The sequence below is a fragment of the Photobacterium gaetbulicola genome (assembly GCF_003025515.1).
In the GTDB taxonomy this organism is placed as follows: domain Bacteria; phylum Pseudomonadota; class Gammaproteobacteria; order Enterobacterales; family Vibrionaceae; genus Photobacterium; species Photobacterium gaetbulicola.
The window spans coordinates 94,418-112,945 of record NZ_PYME01000003.1 but is presented as its reverse complement, the minus strand read 5'-3'; the positions used below and the strand labels follow the sequence as shown (position 1 = coordinate 112,945).

At 47.1% G+C, this 18,528-nt stretch carries 9 protein-coding genes; 6 read left to right on the top strand and 3 right to left on the bottom strand.

The window, feature by feature from the left end; all coding sequences use genetic code 11:
* Positions 1-219: 219 nt before the first annotated feature.
* The 3 genes from C9J03_RS03345 to C9J03_RS03335 form a co-directional block, all read right to left on the bottom strand.
* Positions 220-606 carry a DUF2799 domain-containing protein gene (locus tag C9J03_RS03345; protein ID WP_044621689.1) on the bottom strand — a complete coding sequence of 129 codons (387 nt, stop codon included), beginning with the start codon at positions 604-606 and terminating at the stop codon, positions 220-222.
* Positions 607-752: 146 nt separating this feature from the next.
* Entirely contained in the window at positions 753-1,718 is a 966-nt protein-coding gene (locus C9J03_RS03340; protein ID WP_039460731.1) for a TDT family transporter, read from the bottom strand.
* Between the two features lie 716 nt (positions 1,719-2,434).
* Positions 2,435-5,023, bottom strand: coding sequence for a family 20 glycosylhydrolase (locus tag C9J03_RS03335; protein ID WP_044621688.1), 2,589 nt, complete (start codon positions 5,021-5,023; stop codon positions 2,435-2,437).
* 596 nt (positions 5,024-5,619) lie between these two features.
* Between C9J03_RS03335 and C9J03_RS03330 the strand changes: the two genes are divergently transcribed.
* The 6 genes from C9J03_RS03330 to C9J03_RS03305 are packed head-to-tail and all read left to right on the top strand — an operon-like array spanning position 5,620 to position 18,511.
* Complete coding sequence (locus C9J03_RS03330; RefSeq protein ID WP_146149056.1) at positions 5,620-7,749, top strand: peptidase domain-containing ABC transporter; 2,130 nt, start codon at positions 5,620-5,622, stop codon at positions 7,747-7,749.
* The gene (locus tag C9J03_RS03325) at positions 7,731-9,089 is read left to right on the top strand and encodes an HlyD family type I secretion periplasmic adaptor subunit (protein ID WP_044621687.1); all 1,359 of its coding nucleotides are present in this window, start codon (positions 7,731-7,733) and stop codon (positions 9,087-9,089) included. The genes C9J03_RS03330 and C9J03_RS03325 overlap by 19 nt, the downstream gene beginning before the upstream one ends.
* Before the next feature lie 19 nt (positions 9,090-9,108).
* Positions 9,109-10,212, top strand: coding sequence for a methyltransferase (locus C9J03_RS03320; protein ID WP_044621686.1), 1,104 nt, complete (start codon positions 9,109-9,111; stop codon positions 10,210-10,212).
* Positions 10,213-10,260: 48 nt separating this feature from the next.
* A complete protein-coding gene (locus tag C9J03_RS03315; protein WP_052829673.1) occupies positions 10,261-15,564 on the top strand; it encodes a type I polyketide synthase in 5,304 nt (1,767 codons plus the stop codon).
* Positions 15,561-17,162, top strand: coding sequence for an aminotransferase class V-fold PLP-dependent enzyme (locus tag C9J03_RS03310; RefSeq protein WP_052829672.1), 1,602 nt, complete (start codon positions 15,561-15,563; stop codon positions 17,160-17,162). Before C9J03_RS03315 ends, C9J03_RS03310 begins: the two co-directional genes overlap by 4 nt.
* Positions 17,163-17,197: 35 nt before the next feature.
* Positions 17,198-18,511, top strand: coding sequence for a serine hydrolase domain-containing protein (locus C9J03_RS03305; RefSeq protein ID WP_044621685.1), 1,314 nt, complete (start codon positions 17,198-17,200; stop codon positions 18,509-18,511).
* Positions 18,512-18,528: the final 17 nt, after the last annotated feature.

Genomic DNA, 18,528 nt, shown 5'->3' with positions numbered 1-18,528 from the left:
TCTGGTAATAAATTACACTGCAAGGTCAAAAAATGATTGAGATGTTAGCGTTAACCCAAATTTTCCTGGCTCGTCAAAAAGCAGAGCAGCAGAAGGCTGAGCAAAAAAAGACTGAGCAAGAGTAAGCCCACACTAGGGCTTTGCTGATTATTGGCTATGGCCATGATGACAGCTTAAGAAATGAAAAAGCGGCCTACAGAGGCCGCTTTTTTGTAGAGGCTATTCAGTGTTTAACCAGAGTTGATCTTGCTCGGCAACATACTCTTTGTAACCGGCTTCCCAACCTTGGATAGCTAGTTTTTCATTTTTAGTATTGAGGCACTGGCCCGTGTATTGTTGACCTTTTTTACCGTGTTTGTAGGTTTTGTAAGGTAGGCAGTAATCTTCAATACCTTGCTGGTAGCCAAGGCGATATTCGTTAATTGCGCCTGTCGGCAAATCGCTGAGTTTTCTGAGTTCAGCCTCGGTGCGAACCAAACGGCCATTTTCACCGTCTTTAACACCAAGCATTTTCCATTGGTTTTCCTTGGCCAGTTCCGTGTCATAGGACTGGCCGGTACAGGCCGCTAAGCCGAGGACTGCTACAAGAAAAACGAGGTGTTTCATCGTCTACCTCCGCAAGCAAGTGTGAAATTATCCCCCGTTAGCGCAAATAGTTGGCTATCTGGCTGCTGGACAGGTCTTACACTTCAATTATATACCCAATAAAAAAACGGGCCGAAAAGCCCGCTTTTTTAATATGGTTTCTTGTCTCAATGACTAGAAAGCAGCCTTGAGGGCGAGGCCTGAGGCCAGTAGTAGCCCAGGTAGTTCCAGCCTACCCAGAGAACAAGTCCGGTGGCGACACTCATTTCAAAGATACCCAAACGTTCTAGCCAAGACCAGTGCGGGTAATGAATGGCGAACCAATCAGTGAGGCGTTCGAGGGCAACAGCGCTGATCACTGATGGAAAGGTTACCGCAGCCAGTGAGGGCTGAAAGCGTTGCTTGAGCAAATTGAAGTAGCATAGGTAGACTAGGATAGTCATAGTGATCCCCACTCCTGCCAAGGCGCCGGTCAAGACCGGGTCCGGTTCACTAACATTGAGTAGGTAAGCTGTCAGTGAGAGGTTGACAGGAGCTGCCATGATCGCCAGCGTTGGCCTTGCTGGCCTAGGCAGCCGCCCGGCAAAGCATAAGCGGTAGAGCACTACGGGCAGCATGAGGAAGTAAATGGCGATACAGGCATCCGTCATGGCCAAGGCAAAGTCATGGTGCCCAAGCTGAGGACCGGCTAAGGTGCCACTGATCGCACCTACCGGGTAAAGAAACCAGCTAGGGTACATGTTGGTCAGCCGGAAATTTTTGATTTGGCAAAAAAAGAAGAAGCCCATCATAAACATATGCAGGGCTAAAGCGGGGTACCAAAGCACGCGAGCCACTTCAACATGGATTGATGACAAATAATCGGAAAGCACCAACATTGTCATAGACATGGGTGCCATTAAGCTGCCGTATAGTGGATGGCGGAGATCTTGAATGAACCGCTTGGGGTTGAGCAGGTACTTTAGCACAACAGGGAGTAGCAGGATTGCTCCAATCAAGGCCCCTATCCCACGGTACCAGTTGGCATGATCCGGGAAGTATAGTGACCAGGCTAGACCTGTTCCCATAGAGGCTAAAGCCAGCGCGGCTTGGGCTGTGGGTATATGTATCAAAGCATTAGTAAATGCTGGCATTGCGCTAAAGTAACCTCTTTTGGACATAAAACAAACTGAGGGGGGCATTCTACACTAATTTCGGGGGCGGGCGGCGTGGGGTGGATCAAAACAGAGTTTGGCGTCGGTCACAATTTAGTTGATGATGTGGTAAATCAGGTTTGCTAAAAGTAGAATTTAGTACCATATTTATGATGTGACCTGTAAATGAGCTGACTCATATATAGCTTACGGAGGAATGGGCTGTTTTCATTCATTGGCTCAAGGGTACAGGGAGCAGGTTGATGTGAATCAACTATCGCTAAGCGTCGGTATTGCTTAGTCTACAATTTGGTTAAGTGACAAACAAAGTGATGATACTTCTTCGCCAAACACAATTGATGCCCGATTTAAACTTGTGACTGTATCGGGCACGGCATACTCAACGTAATGAGTGGCGAAGCCTCAAGTTGTAATTCAATTAACGCTCTATGTGTGCTGTGTAGGTAGACTAGAGCAACAGAATAGAGATAAAAATCAAGCCGCATCGCAATGGTGCGGCTTTTCTTTTGTTGGTAAAAAAATCCCGTCATTGTCTTGAAAATACTAACCTTCTGTTTTTAAACGATTGTTTGATGTTATCCACAAAAACAGTGGGTAACTTCAGTTGGAGGGATCGCGCCGATGATTGAAATGCCAGCAGCATGGCTCTGATGTACCAGCCTCCTCGTGTGGAGGCTGGTTGCCTGGAGGAGTGCTTACTGCACCGTTGCTATGCGGCTGGTGCGATCGCCAGATACGGTGCGGACCTGAACGCCAGCGGTCACGGCTGGTGGGGCCTGCTGGTCAACAACAAGCCAGCTGTTGCCGTTATCTGTTGAATACTCAACCGTAAGACCTGGGAATGGGGAGTTCACTTTCAGTAGACCCGCTTCGATGATGGCTCCCGGAACAGGAAGGTTAAACGCAATGCCTGCTGCTTCCATTTTCGGGAATACTTTTTGTGCAACTAAGTTAGCGAAATGGTTGTAGTCTGCCTTTCTTGCCTCCTCGTCAACAACCACGTTCGCGAGATCATCAGCTTCCCATGGCGCTCGGTGCCAGGCACGCTCGGCCATCCCTAGCAGCCTTGGGAATACCATACCTTCGAATTGTTCCTCGGTACGTACGGTTTCCGCCCATAGTGAGCCTTGCAAACCAATCACTTTTTCTGGGCGCTCAAGTGATTTTACGCCTGCAGCCTCAATCACTTGATCTTTAGTAATAGGGGCGCCTGCACGAGTGAAGTCAGCGTTGGCGTACAGATCGTCCGGCATAAAGCCGAAAGTCTTGCGGGTATCGGTATATCGAGGTGCCCAGTAGTATCCACGCTCGTTCGGATCAGGTTCGTATGGGTGATCGAAATACATGTGGGTTGCTTGGTTGTAAACTACATCATAGCCATTATTTGCCAGATTATAGGCTCGGTCGGCGACACCCCATTCCCAAATATTCTGCCATGCGTTACCGGATACCTTGGTATTGGCTAGTTGGGCTCGAGGGTATACCTTGCCTTCATTCATCAGGCCGTCTTCCCAGCCACCAAGGTTGAGGCCGTAGTTGGCTGTGATCGTGGAAATACGCTCTACAAAATAACGGCTGAGATCGGTGACACTGTTGATCCCGTCGGTATTGTTGGCAATGAAGTCTTGGCAGATCGGGGAGTCTTTCCAAGCTCCGGCAATTTCGTCACCACCAAAGTGGAATTTCTTGAGCGGTTGAATACCTTGGTGAAGAGAAACTAAATTGGCTACGACGGTATCGACAAAGCGGTAGGTCGAGTCCATACAGACATTCATTGCGTTGTCCTTGAACATCTGGACTGAGAGGTATTCCGACTGATCATCAAGATCAGTCAGTAGATATTGCTCGGCCCCTGCTATGTCACCTTGCGCCATGAGCTTGGTATAGCGAGCTTCCATTGCTTTGATCGCCGCATGGGCATGGCCAGGCATATCAAGCTCAGGGATCACCTCGATATTTAGAGCATTGGCATAGCGAAGGATATCTTTATAGTCTTGTGCCGTATAATAGCCGTTGGATTCTGTCGTTCCGTCAGGACCCGCTCCCAAGAAAGGCAAAATACATTGTGTTCCTGTCAGATCATGACAGCGATTGGCACCGACTTCGGTTAATTCTGGTAGATCGGCAATCTCAATTCGCCAGCCTTCATCATCCGCAAGACGGAGGTGAAGTTTGTTGAGCTTGAATGTTGCCATCTGGTCAAGAAGTTGCATCACTGACTCTTTGCTGCGGAAGTTTCGGCTGGAATCGACCGAAAGCCCGCGGTAAGCAAACCGCGGTGCATCGACAACCTTGGCTGCCGGGATCGCTTGGCCATCTTTCAGCTGAAGCAAGGTTTGGGCAGCATAGAATGCACCAGCCTTATCGACCGCTTTGATGTTGATCTTTTCTGCAGCAGCATCAACGTCGAGCTGGTAGGCTTCGGCCCACTTGTTTTGGCCATCAATGGTGATCTGCCCCCAGCCAACATGGATGACTTTTTGCGTTTGTGGTGACCATGCTGCGGTTGATAACCCAAGCTGTTTGGCAAGGTACTCGGCTTGCTCTTCATAGCCATTATCGAAAACTACAACCCAAGTGTTGTCGAGGCTCACCTGATCTGTGCCTACTGTTATTGAAGCCGGGGTAGGGATCACGCCGCGAATATTGTCTATTACACTGAGATCAGCATTACGCTCGAAGCGGTCTTGTGCGGTAAACGGATCATAATAGTCGGTGATCAAATTACTGCCGTAACGCTTCCACTTTTCTGGTGAATCAAAGTCACCGACGAACGGTAGCTCTTCACTTGGTTTGACCGGGATTTTGCCGTTGATTTTATTGCTGGTGCTGGTGATCAGCGCTGTGACTTCCTGGCCTGCGTCTTCTGATACCAGATACCAGTTAGGCATGATATCGGTTTTAGCAACCTGCCAGTCTCCTGCATCAAACTCAAAGTGGAAGGTATCGCCGGGCTTTAATGGAGTGAACTGTGCCGTAGGCTCAAGCTTGAAGATATCCCCATTTACATGGGTGACTTTTAGGGCTGGTGTGGCAAGTGTTTTCATCATCCGGATATGGCTGAAATAGATAGCCCAACCCGAAGCCGGCAGCTCCTTTTTGCTGGTGTTGGTAAATGATATCTCCCCGCGGAAGGTACGCCAGTCATCTTGGGTGTTGTCCAAGACACCGTAAGTGATATCGAGCCCGTTGCCCAACTGGCTTACGTCAGCGGCTGTCATTGCATGAGCCGGTGAGCAAAGTGCGGTAGCAAGTGCTATTGATAAGAGTGATTTTCGTATCATGTATTTCCCTCATTGTTTTGTGTTGATTATTTTGATTTAAAAAAAGACTAAAAAACAACCAAGCATAATAGAAGTAAAAATACCCACCCATTCAATGTTATTTGTATTTATATTAACCGAGTCGGAAGGGACTGTGTCATATATTAATGGTTGTTATTTTTTTTGCGAGATAGGACACATTATTTATGACGATTGAATATTTAGACTGTGCCCAGTGTCAATGGTGATTTGTTGAAAGGTTAAGGTAAGCTTATTTTAATAAATTCAATTGCTTGAATACGTCTTTTTTGAGTGATTTTTTTGTGTTTGGTGTTCTGATCTTATTAAAAATGATGGGTTGCTGTTGCGTTAATTCGTGGTTGGCGGAGCAATATATTATTAGTGGTGTGATTATTTAACTTATTTTCATTGTTTCTGCGATGAATAGTTGTTTTTTTTATTTTGAAGTTAACTTTTTGTGATTGATCTTGTGAAGTGTGTCGAAGTAATAGTTTGGCTCGATAAGGAATGCTTTAATAAATAATAATGATGTTGATATGATGAACTTACGCTATGAAAGTCTTAACTTAGTTGATTAATGATAGGTTGCTTATACAGTGAAAACATTGAATTTTATGACTGCTCCTCAAGCGTTGAATAAGATCTATCGCTATCATGATATTATTACTTCAGAGCATAACTTGATAAAAAATTATTCAGAAGGGGCGGATTTTTTTGATATTGATTCCATTCAAAGATCGGCAAAAAAACTCGGCATTTTGGCAAAATATCAGAAAACAACATTGCTAGAGATTGGTCAGCTATGCTCTCCGTTTATGATCAGCATTAAGAATGGTCAATGGGCAATCGTGGAACAAGTTCGGACCGATCAAGTCACACTGATACTTGATGGTGGTGACATGGGAAGTGTTGATACTAGTGATTTTTCATTGTTTTGGGATGGCGGTGTCGTAACCTTTGAGCCAGCTGTGGAATCCGAGAAAGGTTTTGGGTTTAAGTGGTTGATTTCTGCTTTTTTGAGACATCGGGCTGTTATTTTTCAGCTCCTTCTTGCTTCTCTTTTCCTACAGTGCTTTGCTCTGGTGACACCATTCTTTTTCCAAGTAGTGGTTGATAAGATACTTGTTCATCATAATATTGATACGCTCATTCTATTGACTGTTGGAATGGTGGTGGTCTCATTTTGTGATGTATCTTTGGCATTGCTGAGAGACTATATTTTCTATCATACAATTACAAGGATTGATGCGAGTTTAGGATCTAAGGTTTTTTCTAAATTAATGGCATTACCTTTCTCCTATTTTTCAAAAAACTCCGTTGGTCAAATTCTCTCAAGAGTCAGAGAGCTGGAAAATATCAGCCAGTTTTTAAATGACTCAACAGTAACAATGATCATTGATTTGGCCTTTACTCTAGTTCTTCTATCTGTAATGTATTTGTATAGCCCAGTACTAACAATGGTTGTTATTGCTTCGGTTGTATTATATGTGGTGTTGCTATCATTTAATGTTCCAGCATTTTTTAAAAATCTTGATCAACAATTTGGTCTAGGCGCTAGGAATAATTCATTTCTTGTGGAAAATGTTTCTGGTATCGAAACGCTTAAGAGTCTAGGTATTGAAGGAAATATGAGTCGGCAGTGGGATACAATACTAGCTGAATTCGTACAAGTTGTATTTAAAGGAAAGATGATCCAAGCGAGAGGAATTCAGGGAGTCGAACTGATAAGCAAATTGACTACCGTGTTCGTCCTATATATTGGAGCAAATTTGGTGATGTCAGGTGGTATGACAATCGGTCAGCTAATTGCTTTTAGTATGTTGACTACAAATATAATGATGCCGGTGATTCGGCTTGCGCATTTGTGGCAAAGTTTACAAAAAGCTCGCGTTGCCGTTGTCCGACTAGCTGAAATCCTGAATGCTGACGAGGAGTCTCAACCAAAACAGCATCTGATTACCCCAAAGAAGCTTGAGGGCAAGATTGAACTTGAGGATGTTAGCTTCTCTTATTTGCAAGAAGGCCCCAGCACTTTGGATCAGGTCTCTATTACCATCAATGAAGGCGAGGTCGTCGGTGTTGTCGGCCGCTCTGGCTCGGGCAAGAGTACCTTGGTACGCATGCTGAATAAGCTTTATCAGCCTGACAGTGGGCACATATTTTATGACGGTCAGGATATTAGGCACCTTGATGGCGTTTGGCTGCGCCAGCAAATCGGGGTGGTATTGCAAGATAATGTGTTATTCGCAACGACAGTCAAAAACAACATTGCTATGGGGGATCCGTCCCTGAGTCTGGAGCAAGTTATTGAAGCGGCGAAACTGGTTGGCGCTCATGACTTCATCATGCAGATGCCACACGGCTATGACACGGTGCTGGAAGAGCGAGGGGGGAACCTCTCTGGCGGTCAGCGTCAAAGAATTGCGATAGCCAGAGCACTGGTTACTGATCCTGGAGTATTGATTTTAGACGAGGCGACAAGTGCTTTGGATTATCAGTCTGAGCATATTATCCAGGAACGGATGAAAGAAATCTGCTCTGGAAGGACTGTCATTATTATTGCGCACCGCTTGTCGACTGTTAGGGATGCCGATCGGATCATCACGATGGATCAAGGTCGAATTGTAGAACAGGGTTCGCACCAGGAGCTCTGTCGTTCGGGTGGCACTTATGCACAACTGTATAAGCAGCAGGCGGGAGGTGAGCTATGTTTGGTCGATGGCTAAACCCCAAACTTGTCCCACATGACGATATGTCTTTTTCTCCGGCAATGATACGGTTGCAGCAGCATCCGCCAGCAGTAGCTGCACAGTTAATGCTATTGGTGATTTGCTTAATTTTTGGAGGATTCGCACTCTGGGCATCTTTGGGACACATTAATATCTTGGTGTCGGGAGGAGGCAAAATAGAGACGGTTTCACACTTGACTAGGATTCAGCCAGTAGCGGTTGGGAAAATTAGCCGATTGTTGGTTAGAGAGGGTGAGCAGGTATCGGCCGGGCAATTGCTGTTAGAGTTGGACACTACCGATTTCGATGTTGATAAGGTACATATCGAGCGGAAAATTGCCTATCAGAATTTGATCTTAGATCGTCTGGAAATGACGGATAGAGCTTTTGATGAGCTTCACAGAAGCTATGGCATCCTCAAAGGTGCAAAGAACCTAGATCCGGATTTCGTTAAACATCAGCAGATGAAAATGAATTCGGAAATTAACAGTTATTTTGCTGAGCTAGAAAAATTCGATGGTAAGGAACAGGAGAGATTAGCAGAGAAAGCTGAAGTTATCGCATCCATTGATAAGCTGGAACAGTTTCTGGCGATATCTGCCGAACAAGAAAATGCTAAACGGGTGCTGAGTGAGCAGAAAGTATTATCTCGGCTGTCTTGGCTTGATGAGCGAAGGAACTTGATTGCCGATGAGAAGGAGCTCTATGTTTTGAGGCAAAGGGAAATGCGCATCGAGGCCTCAATCAGGCAGGTGAGGCAGGAAATGCTCAGCTATCAAGCTGCGGTGAAAAGTGCTGTAGCGACTGAGCGGTTAAATGCACTTGAGGAATTAAGTGCTGCTAGAGAGGAATTGAAAAGGGTTGATACCCGTATAGCCCACAGTCAGTTGCGAGCACCGGTGTCCGGCATTGTACACCGTCTGCAGGCATATCGAGCTGGTGAAGTGTTGCTAGAAGCCCAGCCGGTCATGCAGATTATTCCAGATGAAACTGAACTTGAAGTCGTTGCGTATGTACCTAACCGGGATATTGGCTTTGTCCGGCTTGGGGCTGAAGCGGTGATTAAAGTTGAGAGTTACCCCTATACTCAGTATGGAAAGTTAACCGGAATAGTAAAGTCGGTTTCACCTGATGCCATAGAGTTTGTCGAGAGCGGATTGTATTTTGAGGTGAAAATTAAATTGGATCAGCAGTCTCTCGACTATCATGGTAATCCTTTGAAGTTAACTCCAGGGATGTCTGTGTTAAGTGAGATCAAAACTGGAGAAAGAAAGCTAATTGAATATTTCTTGTCCCCGCTAATTCAAATAAAAGATAATGCTTTCAGTGAGCGTTAAAAAATAATGGTTTGATATTATGCTTAGCGAAAAAATCAAATTGGAACAATTAAATAATTATATAGATGCTTTGTCTGGTATAGAATACATCGCAACTCACCTTATTGCACATGCACTTTTAAAATTAGGGGATGATAGGGGAAATGGATTCTCAATATCATCTATTCCTACTGGAGAAAATAAAGAAACTTTACTCTTTGCCTGTATTTCAGCTCTGGATAAAGCTGGACTTTTAATTGAAAACGGACAAGATGAAAAAATTCAATTAAAAAAAGAAAATATTAAGTCGATCAAGACACTTGCTGCTCTGAAAGAAAGCCTTATTTTGAGCTGTCCTGCTATCGATGCTCATATGACGTTATTGCTCCAATGCGCAAAAAGTTTGCCTGCCGTAATTGCGGGAAAAGCCGACGGGCTTGAAGTACTGTTTCCGCAAGGCCGCTCGGAGATGGTAGCCAATACCTACCGTGGAAATGAGCTGCAAGACGAATTCAATAAAAAAGTGGCCCAGCAGGTGGTTTCAGTACTACAACGGGCCGTAGGTTCGAGTGAACCATTGCCGAGAGTGCTTGAAATTGGTGCCGGTACCTGTGCGACGACACGAGCGGTGATCAAAGAGATGGAACGTTCGAACAGTATGGCTGAGCTCTGTATTAGTGATATCTCTCTTACTCTGGTAAAAGACGCCGAAAAACAATTTGCGGCGCAATATCCTTTTACCTCATTTGAGGTGTTGGATATTGAAGATTCAGATGATGAAACAATAACCGGCAACGGAACATTTGATGTCATCTATGCTTCCAATGTACTGCATGCCACTTCATCAATCCGTCCTGTTATCAATAATATTGTTAAGTTGTTGCGGCCTGGTGGTGTGCTGATAATTAATGAGTTGGTGGCATTTTCGGTATTTGCCACGATTACGTTTGGTCTGACCGAAGGGTGGTGGTTATTTAGTGACAATGAGCGCATTCCCTTTTCACCACTTATAGATGCTGAAAATTGGGAACAATTATTAATAGAGTCCGGGTTTGAATCGGTATCCTTTTTTTATCCACCTTATGAAAAAGGACAGTACTGTAGTCAGGCGGTTATATCGACTTGTATGGTTAACAATCGCTGATTTTTTTGAGTGCCTTTATTTTTATATTTATATTCAGAGGAGTTAGAAATGACAGAGCGATGGAGCCAATTGTCGGTACTTATGGAATCATATTTCGAAAATTCATCGAGTGTTGTTTTATCCCAAATTGAGAATGCGATTAAACTAGAGCTTTCTCACCGAGAAGCCGTTGCAGATGTATTAGTTTACGCCAACGATGGTGTGGTGACAGTAACTCTATTTTTGACTTCAATGGATATAAATGTAGAAAGAGAAATTTACGCGGGCTGGATGAAACAATTCCCCGCCCTTCAAGACAAGATAGCTATCCAAATGGTGAACCTTATTGACGATGCAATATGCAAAGGTGATGCCATTAGCACACCTGAATGCTCACCCAAAACGGTAGCAGAAGCATTTTTGCGCACAGCTGAAAACTTCCCCGAAAAAACGCTGACGTTTCATGAAGCGAATGGTGATGAGAAAAATATTACCTATCGCCAGCTGCATCAAGATGCAACGAAAGTGTCAATGCATTTAGTTAACAGAGAAGAAAGTAGTGCAAAAACTGTGGTGCTGGTGGCTGGTGAGCTGTCTGTTTACATAACAGCATTCTGGGGATGTGTACTGGCCGGGCGGTCGTCGCTGACAGTGATGCTGGCACCAGATTATCATGGGGATGATATCCATCAAAATAAACTGGGCCAGGCCATTTCGGTCTTAGAGCCAGAATTTGTGCTCTGCTGCGACGAAGGTGCCAAGAGGATTGGTGAGGCGGTCGAGATCCTTGCTGGTGCAGAGTTACTGAATGTCAGCGAGCAGCTTCGTTTCACCACTCAGCACATATTGGCGCCAGCCCCCATCGAAGCGGTTTGTCCTTTGTTTTACCAGCTTACGTCAGGAAGTACAGGGGAAGCCAAGGTTATCCCCATCACCGAAACGGCAGTATTGGATCAGATTTACGCAGTGAACCAGTTTTGTGGATATCACGGCAATCATGTATCTCTGAACTGGCTGCCTTTTGATCATGTAATCGCTTTGTTGGCGGCACATATCCACGATGTATACCTTGGTCGACAGCAAGTCCATCTAGCAACGCCATTGGTACTGGCCGATCCTCTGTATTGGCTACGGCAACTGGAACACTACCGAGTTAGTCACTGCTTTGCTCCCAACTTCGCTTTCCGGTTGGTGCTGGAGCAGTTAGCCTGTACTCCGGAGCATGGCGTATCTGATCTATCTCAACTTGAACAAATCGTCAGTGGCGGGGAGGCGGTGTCAGGGAAAACGGTTACACGATTTATTCGGCAGTTTGAATCGACAGGTCTTCGTCCGAATGTGATCCAACCTTCATATGGTATGGCTGAGGCTGCCGCAGGGGTGACTTTTGAGCGTGCTTGGTCGCCAGCAGAGAGTGTCATGGAGTTGCAAGCTAGTGACAGAGGCGGAGAGCTACGGACGCATGTCACTTCGTTGGGGCGTATCCTTCCTGGGTTGTCGATGCGAGTTGTTGGGAAGAATCAGCAACTGCTCAAGGAGCGTGAAATTGGGGAAATTCAGTTGCTGGGTCGGAAGATGTGCCATGAAGGCAACGGTTGGTTCGGAACAGGGGATCTTGGTTTTATAGATCGCCAAAGACTGTTTGTTACCGGCAGGCTCAAGGATGTGATTATTGTCAATGGTGCTAATTTTTGCAGTCACCAGTTGGAGTCAGTGGTAGCCAGTGTCGAAGGGATCCGCTGCGGCCATGTTGCTGTTGTCGGCGACCGCCGTCAGTCTGAGGAGTCTGTTGCGGTTTTCTACGTGCCTGATGACGAGGAAAATGTTGAACATAATGACAGTTATTACCTATCCCAGATCGCGGCCATTAAAGGGACACTGGCCAAAGCAACTGGCTTGGCAGCTTCGGCGGTACTGCCTCTAACCGAGCAGCAATTTCCTCGGACAAGCATCGGGAAGATTAAGCGAGTTGCACTGCAGGAATCATTACAAGCTGATGATTATACGGCTAGGCTCAAGGCGATTGACGGGCAGTTATCGGCCCGAATGGCTAGCGGGAGACGGCCTGCTCGGGCCTCTGAGCTCGCCATTCGGCTGCGCAATATCTGGGCTTCGGTCCTCAATATCGATGATCTTGACGAGAGCGCGAACTTTTTTGAACTTGGCGGTAATTCCGTCTTGTCGGCGCAGTTGATTGGGCAGATCAACCGTCAATTCGACCTGAACCTTGATGTTATTGCACTGTTTGAGGCTCCTAGCTTGAAGTTGATGCAAGAGCTGGTGTCCGGGGGGCTGAGCATCAAGCAGGACAAGGATACAAGTAGCAATACCAGTAGTTCAAAGGTGGCCTCAGTGGTAGCTGGCCGGGAAACGATGCGCAAGGATATTGCCATTATCGGGATGGCTGGTGTTTTCCCCGGAGCGGCAAATGTTGATGAGTTCTGGCAGAAACTGGTTGATGGTCAGGAACTGATGAGGGGGTTCACCGAACAGGAGTTATCTGAAGCGGGCCTCGACCCTTCCTTGTATCGCCATGAGGATTATGTCGCTAGGGGAGGTGCAGTCGAAGGCAGTAACGAATTTGATGCCGCCTTCTTCGGTTACTCGTTGAAAGATGCTGAGCTGATGGATCCTCAGTCGAGGCTACTTCACCAGCAATGTTGGCATGCGATGGAGAGTGCCGGTTATGTCCCATCAGCAAGCGCCGACACAATTGGTCTGTATCTTGGTGCGAGTAGCAGCTGCAATATGGATTGGATGAGCAGGGCTGCCGATGTTGTTTCGGGCAGGGAGCTTTCGGATACGATGACACTGCATACCCTTGCAGACCGAGACTTTATCGCCACCCGTATTGCTTATGCTATCGGGCTAACAGGACCGGCTGTGACGGTTCAGACTGCCTGTTCTACTGGGCTGGTCGCAACTCACATGGCGGTTCAAGCCCTGCGGGAAGGCAACTGTAATATAGCCCTTGCGGGGGCTGCATCGGTAAGACCTGTGAAGCAAGGCTATAGGCGTCAGAATGGTATGATGCTTTCACAAAGCGGAATGTGCCGACCATTTGATGCGGAGGCTGACGGTACAATTTTCACCGATGGGGTCGGGGTTGTTGTCCTGAAGTTGCTCGATAATGCCCTTCGGGATGGTGACAATATAATTGCGGTGATCAAGGGCACTGCGGTGAATAATGACGGGCATCGTAAGGCGGGTTATTTAGCTCCGGGAGTCCAGGGCCAGGAGGAGGTGATACGCCGTGCACAGGAAGATGCGCAGGTAACGCCCCATTCTATCGGCTATGTCGAGGCACACGGAACGGCCACTCAGCTTGGTGATCCAATTGAAGTCAGGGCGCTGGCCAATATCTTCAGCGGGAGGAAGACACCGCCTTGCAGGTTGGGTTCGGTCAAATCCAATATCGGTCATGCCGAAGCTGCAGCGGGTATGGCCGGGCTAATCAAAAGTGCGCTGGCGGTTCGCTACCGGCAGGTTCCAGCTTCACTTAACTACCGTACCCCTAACCCTCAGATTGATTTTGCCTCGGCTGGGCTAGAGGTCAATCACACACTCTGGGACTGGCAGGGAGCACCGTCCCCTTACCGTGCCGGCATCAGCTCATTTGGGATTGGCGGAACCAATGCACACATGGTCGTTGAAGAGCCTCCTAAAGTGCAGGAAACAGACGAGGACGATGTCAACTGGGCGGTAATCCCGGTTTCGGCCAAAACGACAGCGGCTCTGGCTGCAAATATGCGCCAACTGGCAGCATTTCTCGGTAAGGGCACACAGCCGTCGCTTAGAGATCTTGCCCATACTTTGGCTGTCGGGAGAACGCATTTAGCCTGTCGTCAGGCGATAGTGTGCCAAACACCGGATAGTGCCCGGTTGTTATTGGAGCAGCAAGTTGACCTTATCTTGCCTGAGCAGAAAAAAAGTCTTTTCCTTATGTTCCCTGGTCAAGGAGCACAGTTTCCGGGAATGCTCGCTGAACTGTTAGCGGTTCACAGCCCATATCGTGAGGTTGCCGAGCAGTGCCTGGCCTTGCTGCCGGACTCTGTGCGGGCCGATTTGACTGCCATTATTCGCGGTGAGCTAAGCGGAGTGGAGAAGCTCAATGATACTCGATTGGTTCAGCCAGCTTTGTTCATTGTGCAGTATTCGCTGGCAAGGGTTGTTCTGGAGTGGGGAGTTGTTCCCGAGGGGATGATTGGTCATAGCTTGGGAGAGTATGTGGCTGCCACCCTCTCCGGAGTGATGACGCTCGGCGATGCCCTTAACCTGGTGGTGGTAAGGGGCCGCTTGATGTCACAGGCGGCCGCCGGCCGCATGCTGGGTGTGTCGCTGACCGAGGCGCAAGTCGAAAGATACCTATCTGATACCGTTAACCTTGCTGCGGTCAATGGACCGAATCAGTGTGTGCTATCGGGAAGTCGAGAATCGATCGATGAGCTAACGGTGCAATTGAATTGTGACGGTATTCTTTTTAATCGCCTGCCGGTTAGCCACGCTTATCACTCTTATATGATGGACTCTATTCTGGAGGAATTTGCTGCAGAGGTTGCTGCCATTCCGATGAGTCACCCGGAGAAACCATACATTTCGACCCTGACAGGGGACTGGATGGTAGATGAAGTGCTTGAGCCTACATATTGGGTGAAGCATTTACGTCAGACCGTTTGCTTCAACAAGGGCATTGAGTTGGCAATGGTTGAGCCTGACCGGGTCTTTATCGATATGGGGCCGGGTAAGACCCTTGGTTCACTCATTCGTCAGCATCCGGGGCTGCAATCGTCGCATACGGTGATCAGTTTGACACGCCACAAGCAGGAGATGACGTCAGATATTGACCCTCTCTTCACTGCGGCTGCCTCTTTGTATGAAAACGGCTTTGATATCGACTGGGCGCGATTTAATCCTGTTCCTAATGCCCGGCGGATCGCCCTCCCGCTTTATCCGTTTGAGAAGCAAACCTTCGAATTGGTTATCAAGGGAGAAGAAAATTACCAGTCACAAGAGCATGAGATGCTGGATGGGAACGCCCAGAAGGCTTTCGGAAAGCGGCCAAGGCCAGTACTTGGGGTTCCTTACCGAGCTCCAGAAACGGCGGATGAAAAAGCGGTTGCGGATTTTTGGAGTGATGAACTTGGCGTGATTCAGCCAGGGTTGGATGATGAGTTTTTCGAGCTCGGAGGCGATTCGTTGGTGATTCTGCGTCTGGTTAATCGAATTAATGAATATTTCGGTACAGGCTTAACCGTGGCCACGCTGATGGATGCCCGGACAATTGCCGAACAGGCGATTCTGGCCGGGGTGGTGAGTGCCACTCAGACAAATGATAGTGATGATTTTGAAATGGATTTGGGAGAACTGCTATGAGTCTTTTGGAGTGCCGGCTTGAACGTGAGTTATTGTCTACCGAAGAAGAAAGCGCAATAGCTCAGGTCGGCAAGGCTAGAGAGTTGTATCAGCTTTCATTTTCGGGACGGTTGGGCCACGACCTGCCCCGCCATGGTAACAAAGAGAAAATCAATTCTGGGTTGAAGCTATCGACCAGTCGGCACCGTTTTGACCGTGTCGATATTGGCAATCAACCGGTAGCACCATTTGAATACCTTGATTTTCTAGAAACGGTGGTTTTCCCCCATACGGTTAATACCTTTTCGACTAAGTTCCTGGGCCATATGACGGCGCCGCTGCCTGAGTTTATCACTGAGGTGGCGGGCGTGATTTCGCGAATGAACCAGAATCAGGTCAAGGTAGAAACATCCAATGTGCTGACTCTGTTAGAGCGTCAGGTGCTGGGGGCCGTTCACCATAAAATCTATCGTAAGCAGGCTGGTTTCTATGAGAGCTACATGCAGTGCCCTGAGAGTTGTCTGGGCGTTGTGACCGGCGGGGGCACGTTGGCCAATATCACCAGCCTGAGTTATGCCCTGAACAGTGCTTTCCGGGCCGATGGAAATTTTGCGGGCTTAACCAAAGAGGGGCTGGTTTCCGCCTTGAATCACTATGGCTTCAAAGACGTGGTGGTCATTGGCTCCAAGCGAATGCACTATTCAGTGGACAAGGCCGCAAAATTACTGGGGCTTGGTGAGAGAAATGTTATTCGTCTAGAGACCGACAGTCATGGCCGGGTTGATCTGGCACAGATGCGTTCGAATCTGGAAGAATGCCGCAAGGGTAAGATTCATGTTTTGGCCTTGATCGGAATTGCTGGAGCCACGGAAACCGGCAGTGTTGACCCATTGGAAGAAATTGGGGCGTTGGCAGCAGAGTTTGGTGTGCATTTCCATGCGGATGCAGCATGGGGCGGCGCCTATACCTTATCCAGTAACCACCGGGAACTGGTGAAAGGGATTGAGATGGCGGATACGGTAACCATCTGCGCTCACAAACAGCTGTATATACCGATGGGAACCAGCTTGTGTATTTTCAAATCTCCAGGCTTTGCCTCGCACTCAGAGAACAATACGGCTTACCAGTGCAAAAAAGGCAGCTATGATCTCGGCCGCTATACCATAGAGGGTTCGAGGCCTGCCTCCATATTGATGCTACATGCTCTTCTAAATCTATGGGGGGATGCAGGGATGGGGCATGTTTTTGATACAACACTCTCCCTTACTCAGAATTTCACTGGGAAAATAAAATCGTCAGAGAATTTTTTACTGGTTCAGGAGCCGGCGTTGAATATTGTCGTTTATCGCTATATTCCGGTGACACTGCGAGAAAAAGTATTGACGAAGGAGAAACTCACGTATGCTGAAATTGAGTTAATCAATGAAATCAATAAGAAAATTCAGAGCGAGCAATTTATAAACGGTAATAGTTTTGTTTCCTCAACCACACTGGTTAATGGCGAAGAAGAGGTAGTCGTTTTTAGGGCTGTATTTTGTAATCCGCTTACACGGGAAAACGATCTTGATGCGTTGTTAGCGGACCAAGCAAAAATTGCGAGGGACATAGAAATCGCATAACGATTGAAGGATTAATAAATAGGCTAGGTAGCAATATGAACAATATATCGAGACGAACCTTACTGAAAGCAACTGCCATCGCCGGAGCCGGCGCAACCGGTGCGATTGTACTGGGGGGCAACCCCAAAACTAACCAGGAGCTGCTGGATACTTTATTTAATGATGCCCTTACCGAGCTGCCCGCAGCCAGTATTGGCGCGGCCATTATTAAGGGTGGAGAGCTGGTGTGGTCAAAAGGTTACGGCTACCAGGATATCGAAACCCGGACCCAGATGAATGCTGACAGCATCTGGCAGACGATAGGGTCCGTATCTAAATTGGTGGCATGGACCGCTCTGATGCAGCTGGTCGAAAAGCAGCGGATTGAACTGCATGGTGATATCAGCCGATACTGCGGGGTGCAAATTCGAAATCCCTACCACCCGGATACGGCCATTACACCCTATCATTTGCTGACCCATTCCTCTTCGTTTTCAAGCCGCAAGCTGATGTCTGCTCCGGACACGATGGCGGATTTGTTTTGCAAGTCCTATACCACGAACTTAAAGCAATGGGTGCAGGAAAATGTTCTGGAAGCCGGAGTAAGCTATTCGCCTGAGTTAGTATTTGATAACTACCGACCCGGTGATTTTGACAATATTAAAAATGACCCTTTGGGGGTCTTGTCAGGATATTCCAGTATAAATTCTGTGATGGCCGCTTATTTGGTTGAATGCGTGTCAGGAATCCCTTTCGAACAATACTGCGAAGAGGAAATATTTGGTCGGATTGGAATGGATAATACGGCATGGTCAAAAGAAATCCTTGATAAATCCTTGCTAATTACTCCCTATGAGGCCACAAAGAGTCAGCGTGCACCAATCATGGCCGTTTATACCAAAGCGATGCAGGATAAAGGTTACTTGAGTACAGGAGAAGTCAAATCAGTTGATGGAAGGGGATATTTATCTGTTCAAAGTTGCGATTACTTTTCCCCTTTTTATCCTTCGGCGCTATTGGGGACGACAGTTAATTCATTTGCCAAGTTCCTCGCGGCTTTCTTGAATACCGGAAAGGATAACCATAGCCAGTTGTTGAAACCTGAAACTGTCAACCAGATATTTACCCTTCAGCGCAAAGACAGTGTGACAGGGAGTGGAATTGGCCTCGGTTGGTTCCAGTGTTCGGATAGGGGGCCGTCGGTTTGGGGGCATGATGGAGGTGGGCCTGGTATTTTGGCAACGGTTGAAATTGATAAGGATAAAGGTGATGGTTTTATTTTATTTGTAAACAACTTTTTTGTTAATTACAAAAAAGTCTTACGGTTAACAGGGGACATTCGTAAGTTAATAGAACACATAGATAGATGAGTGTTTTTATCTTCCTA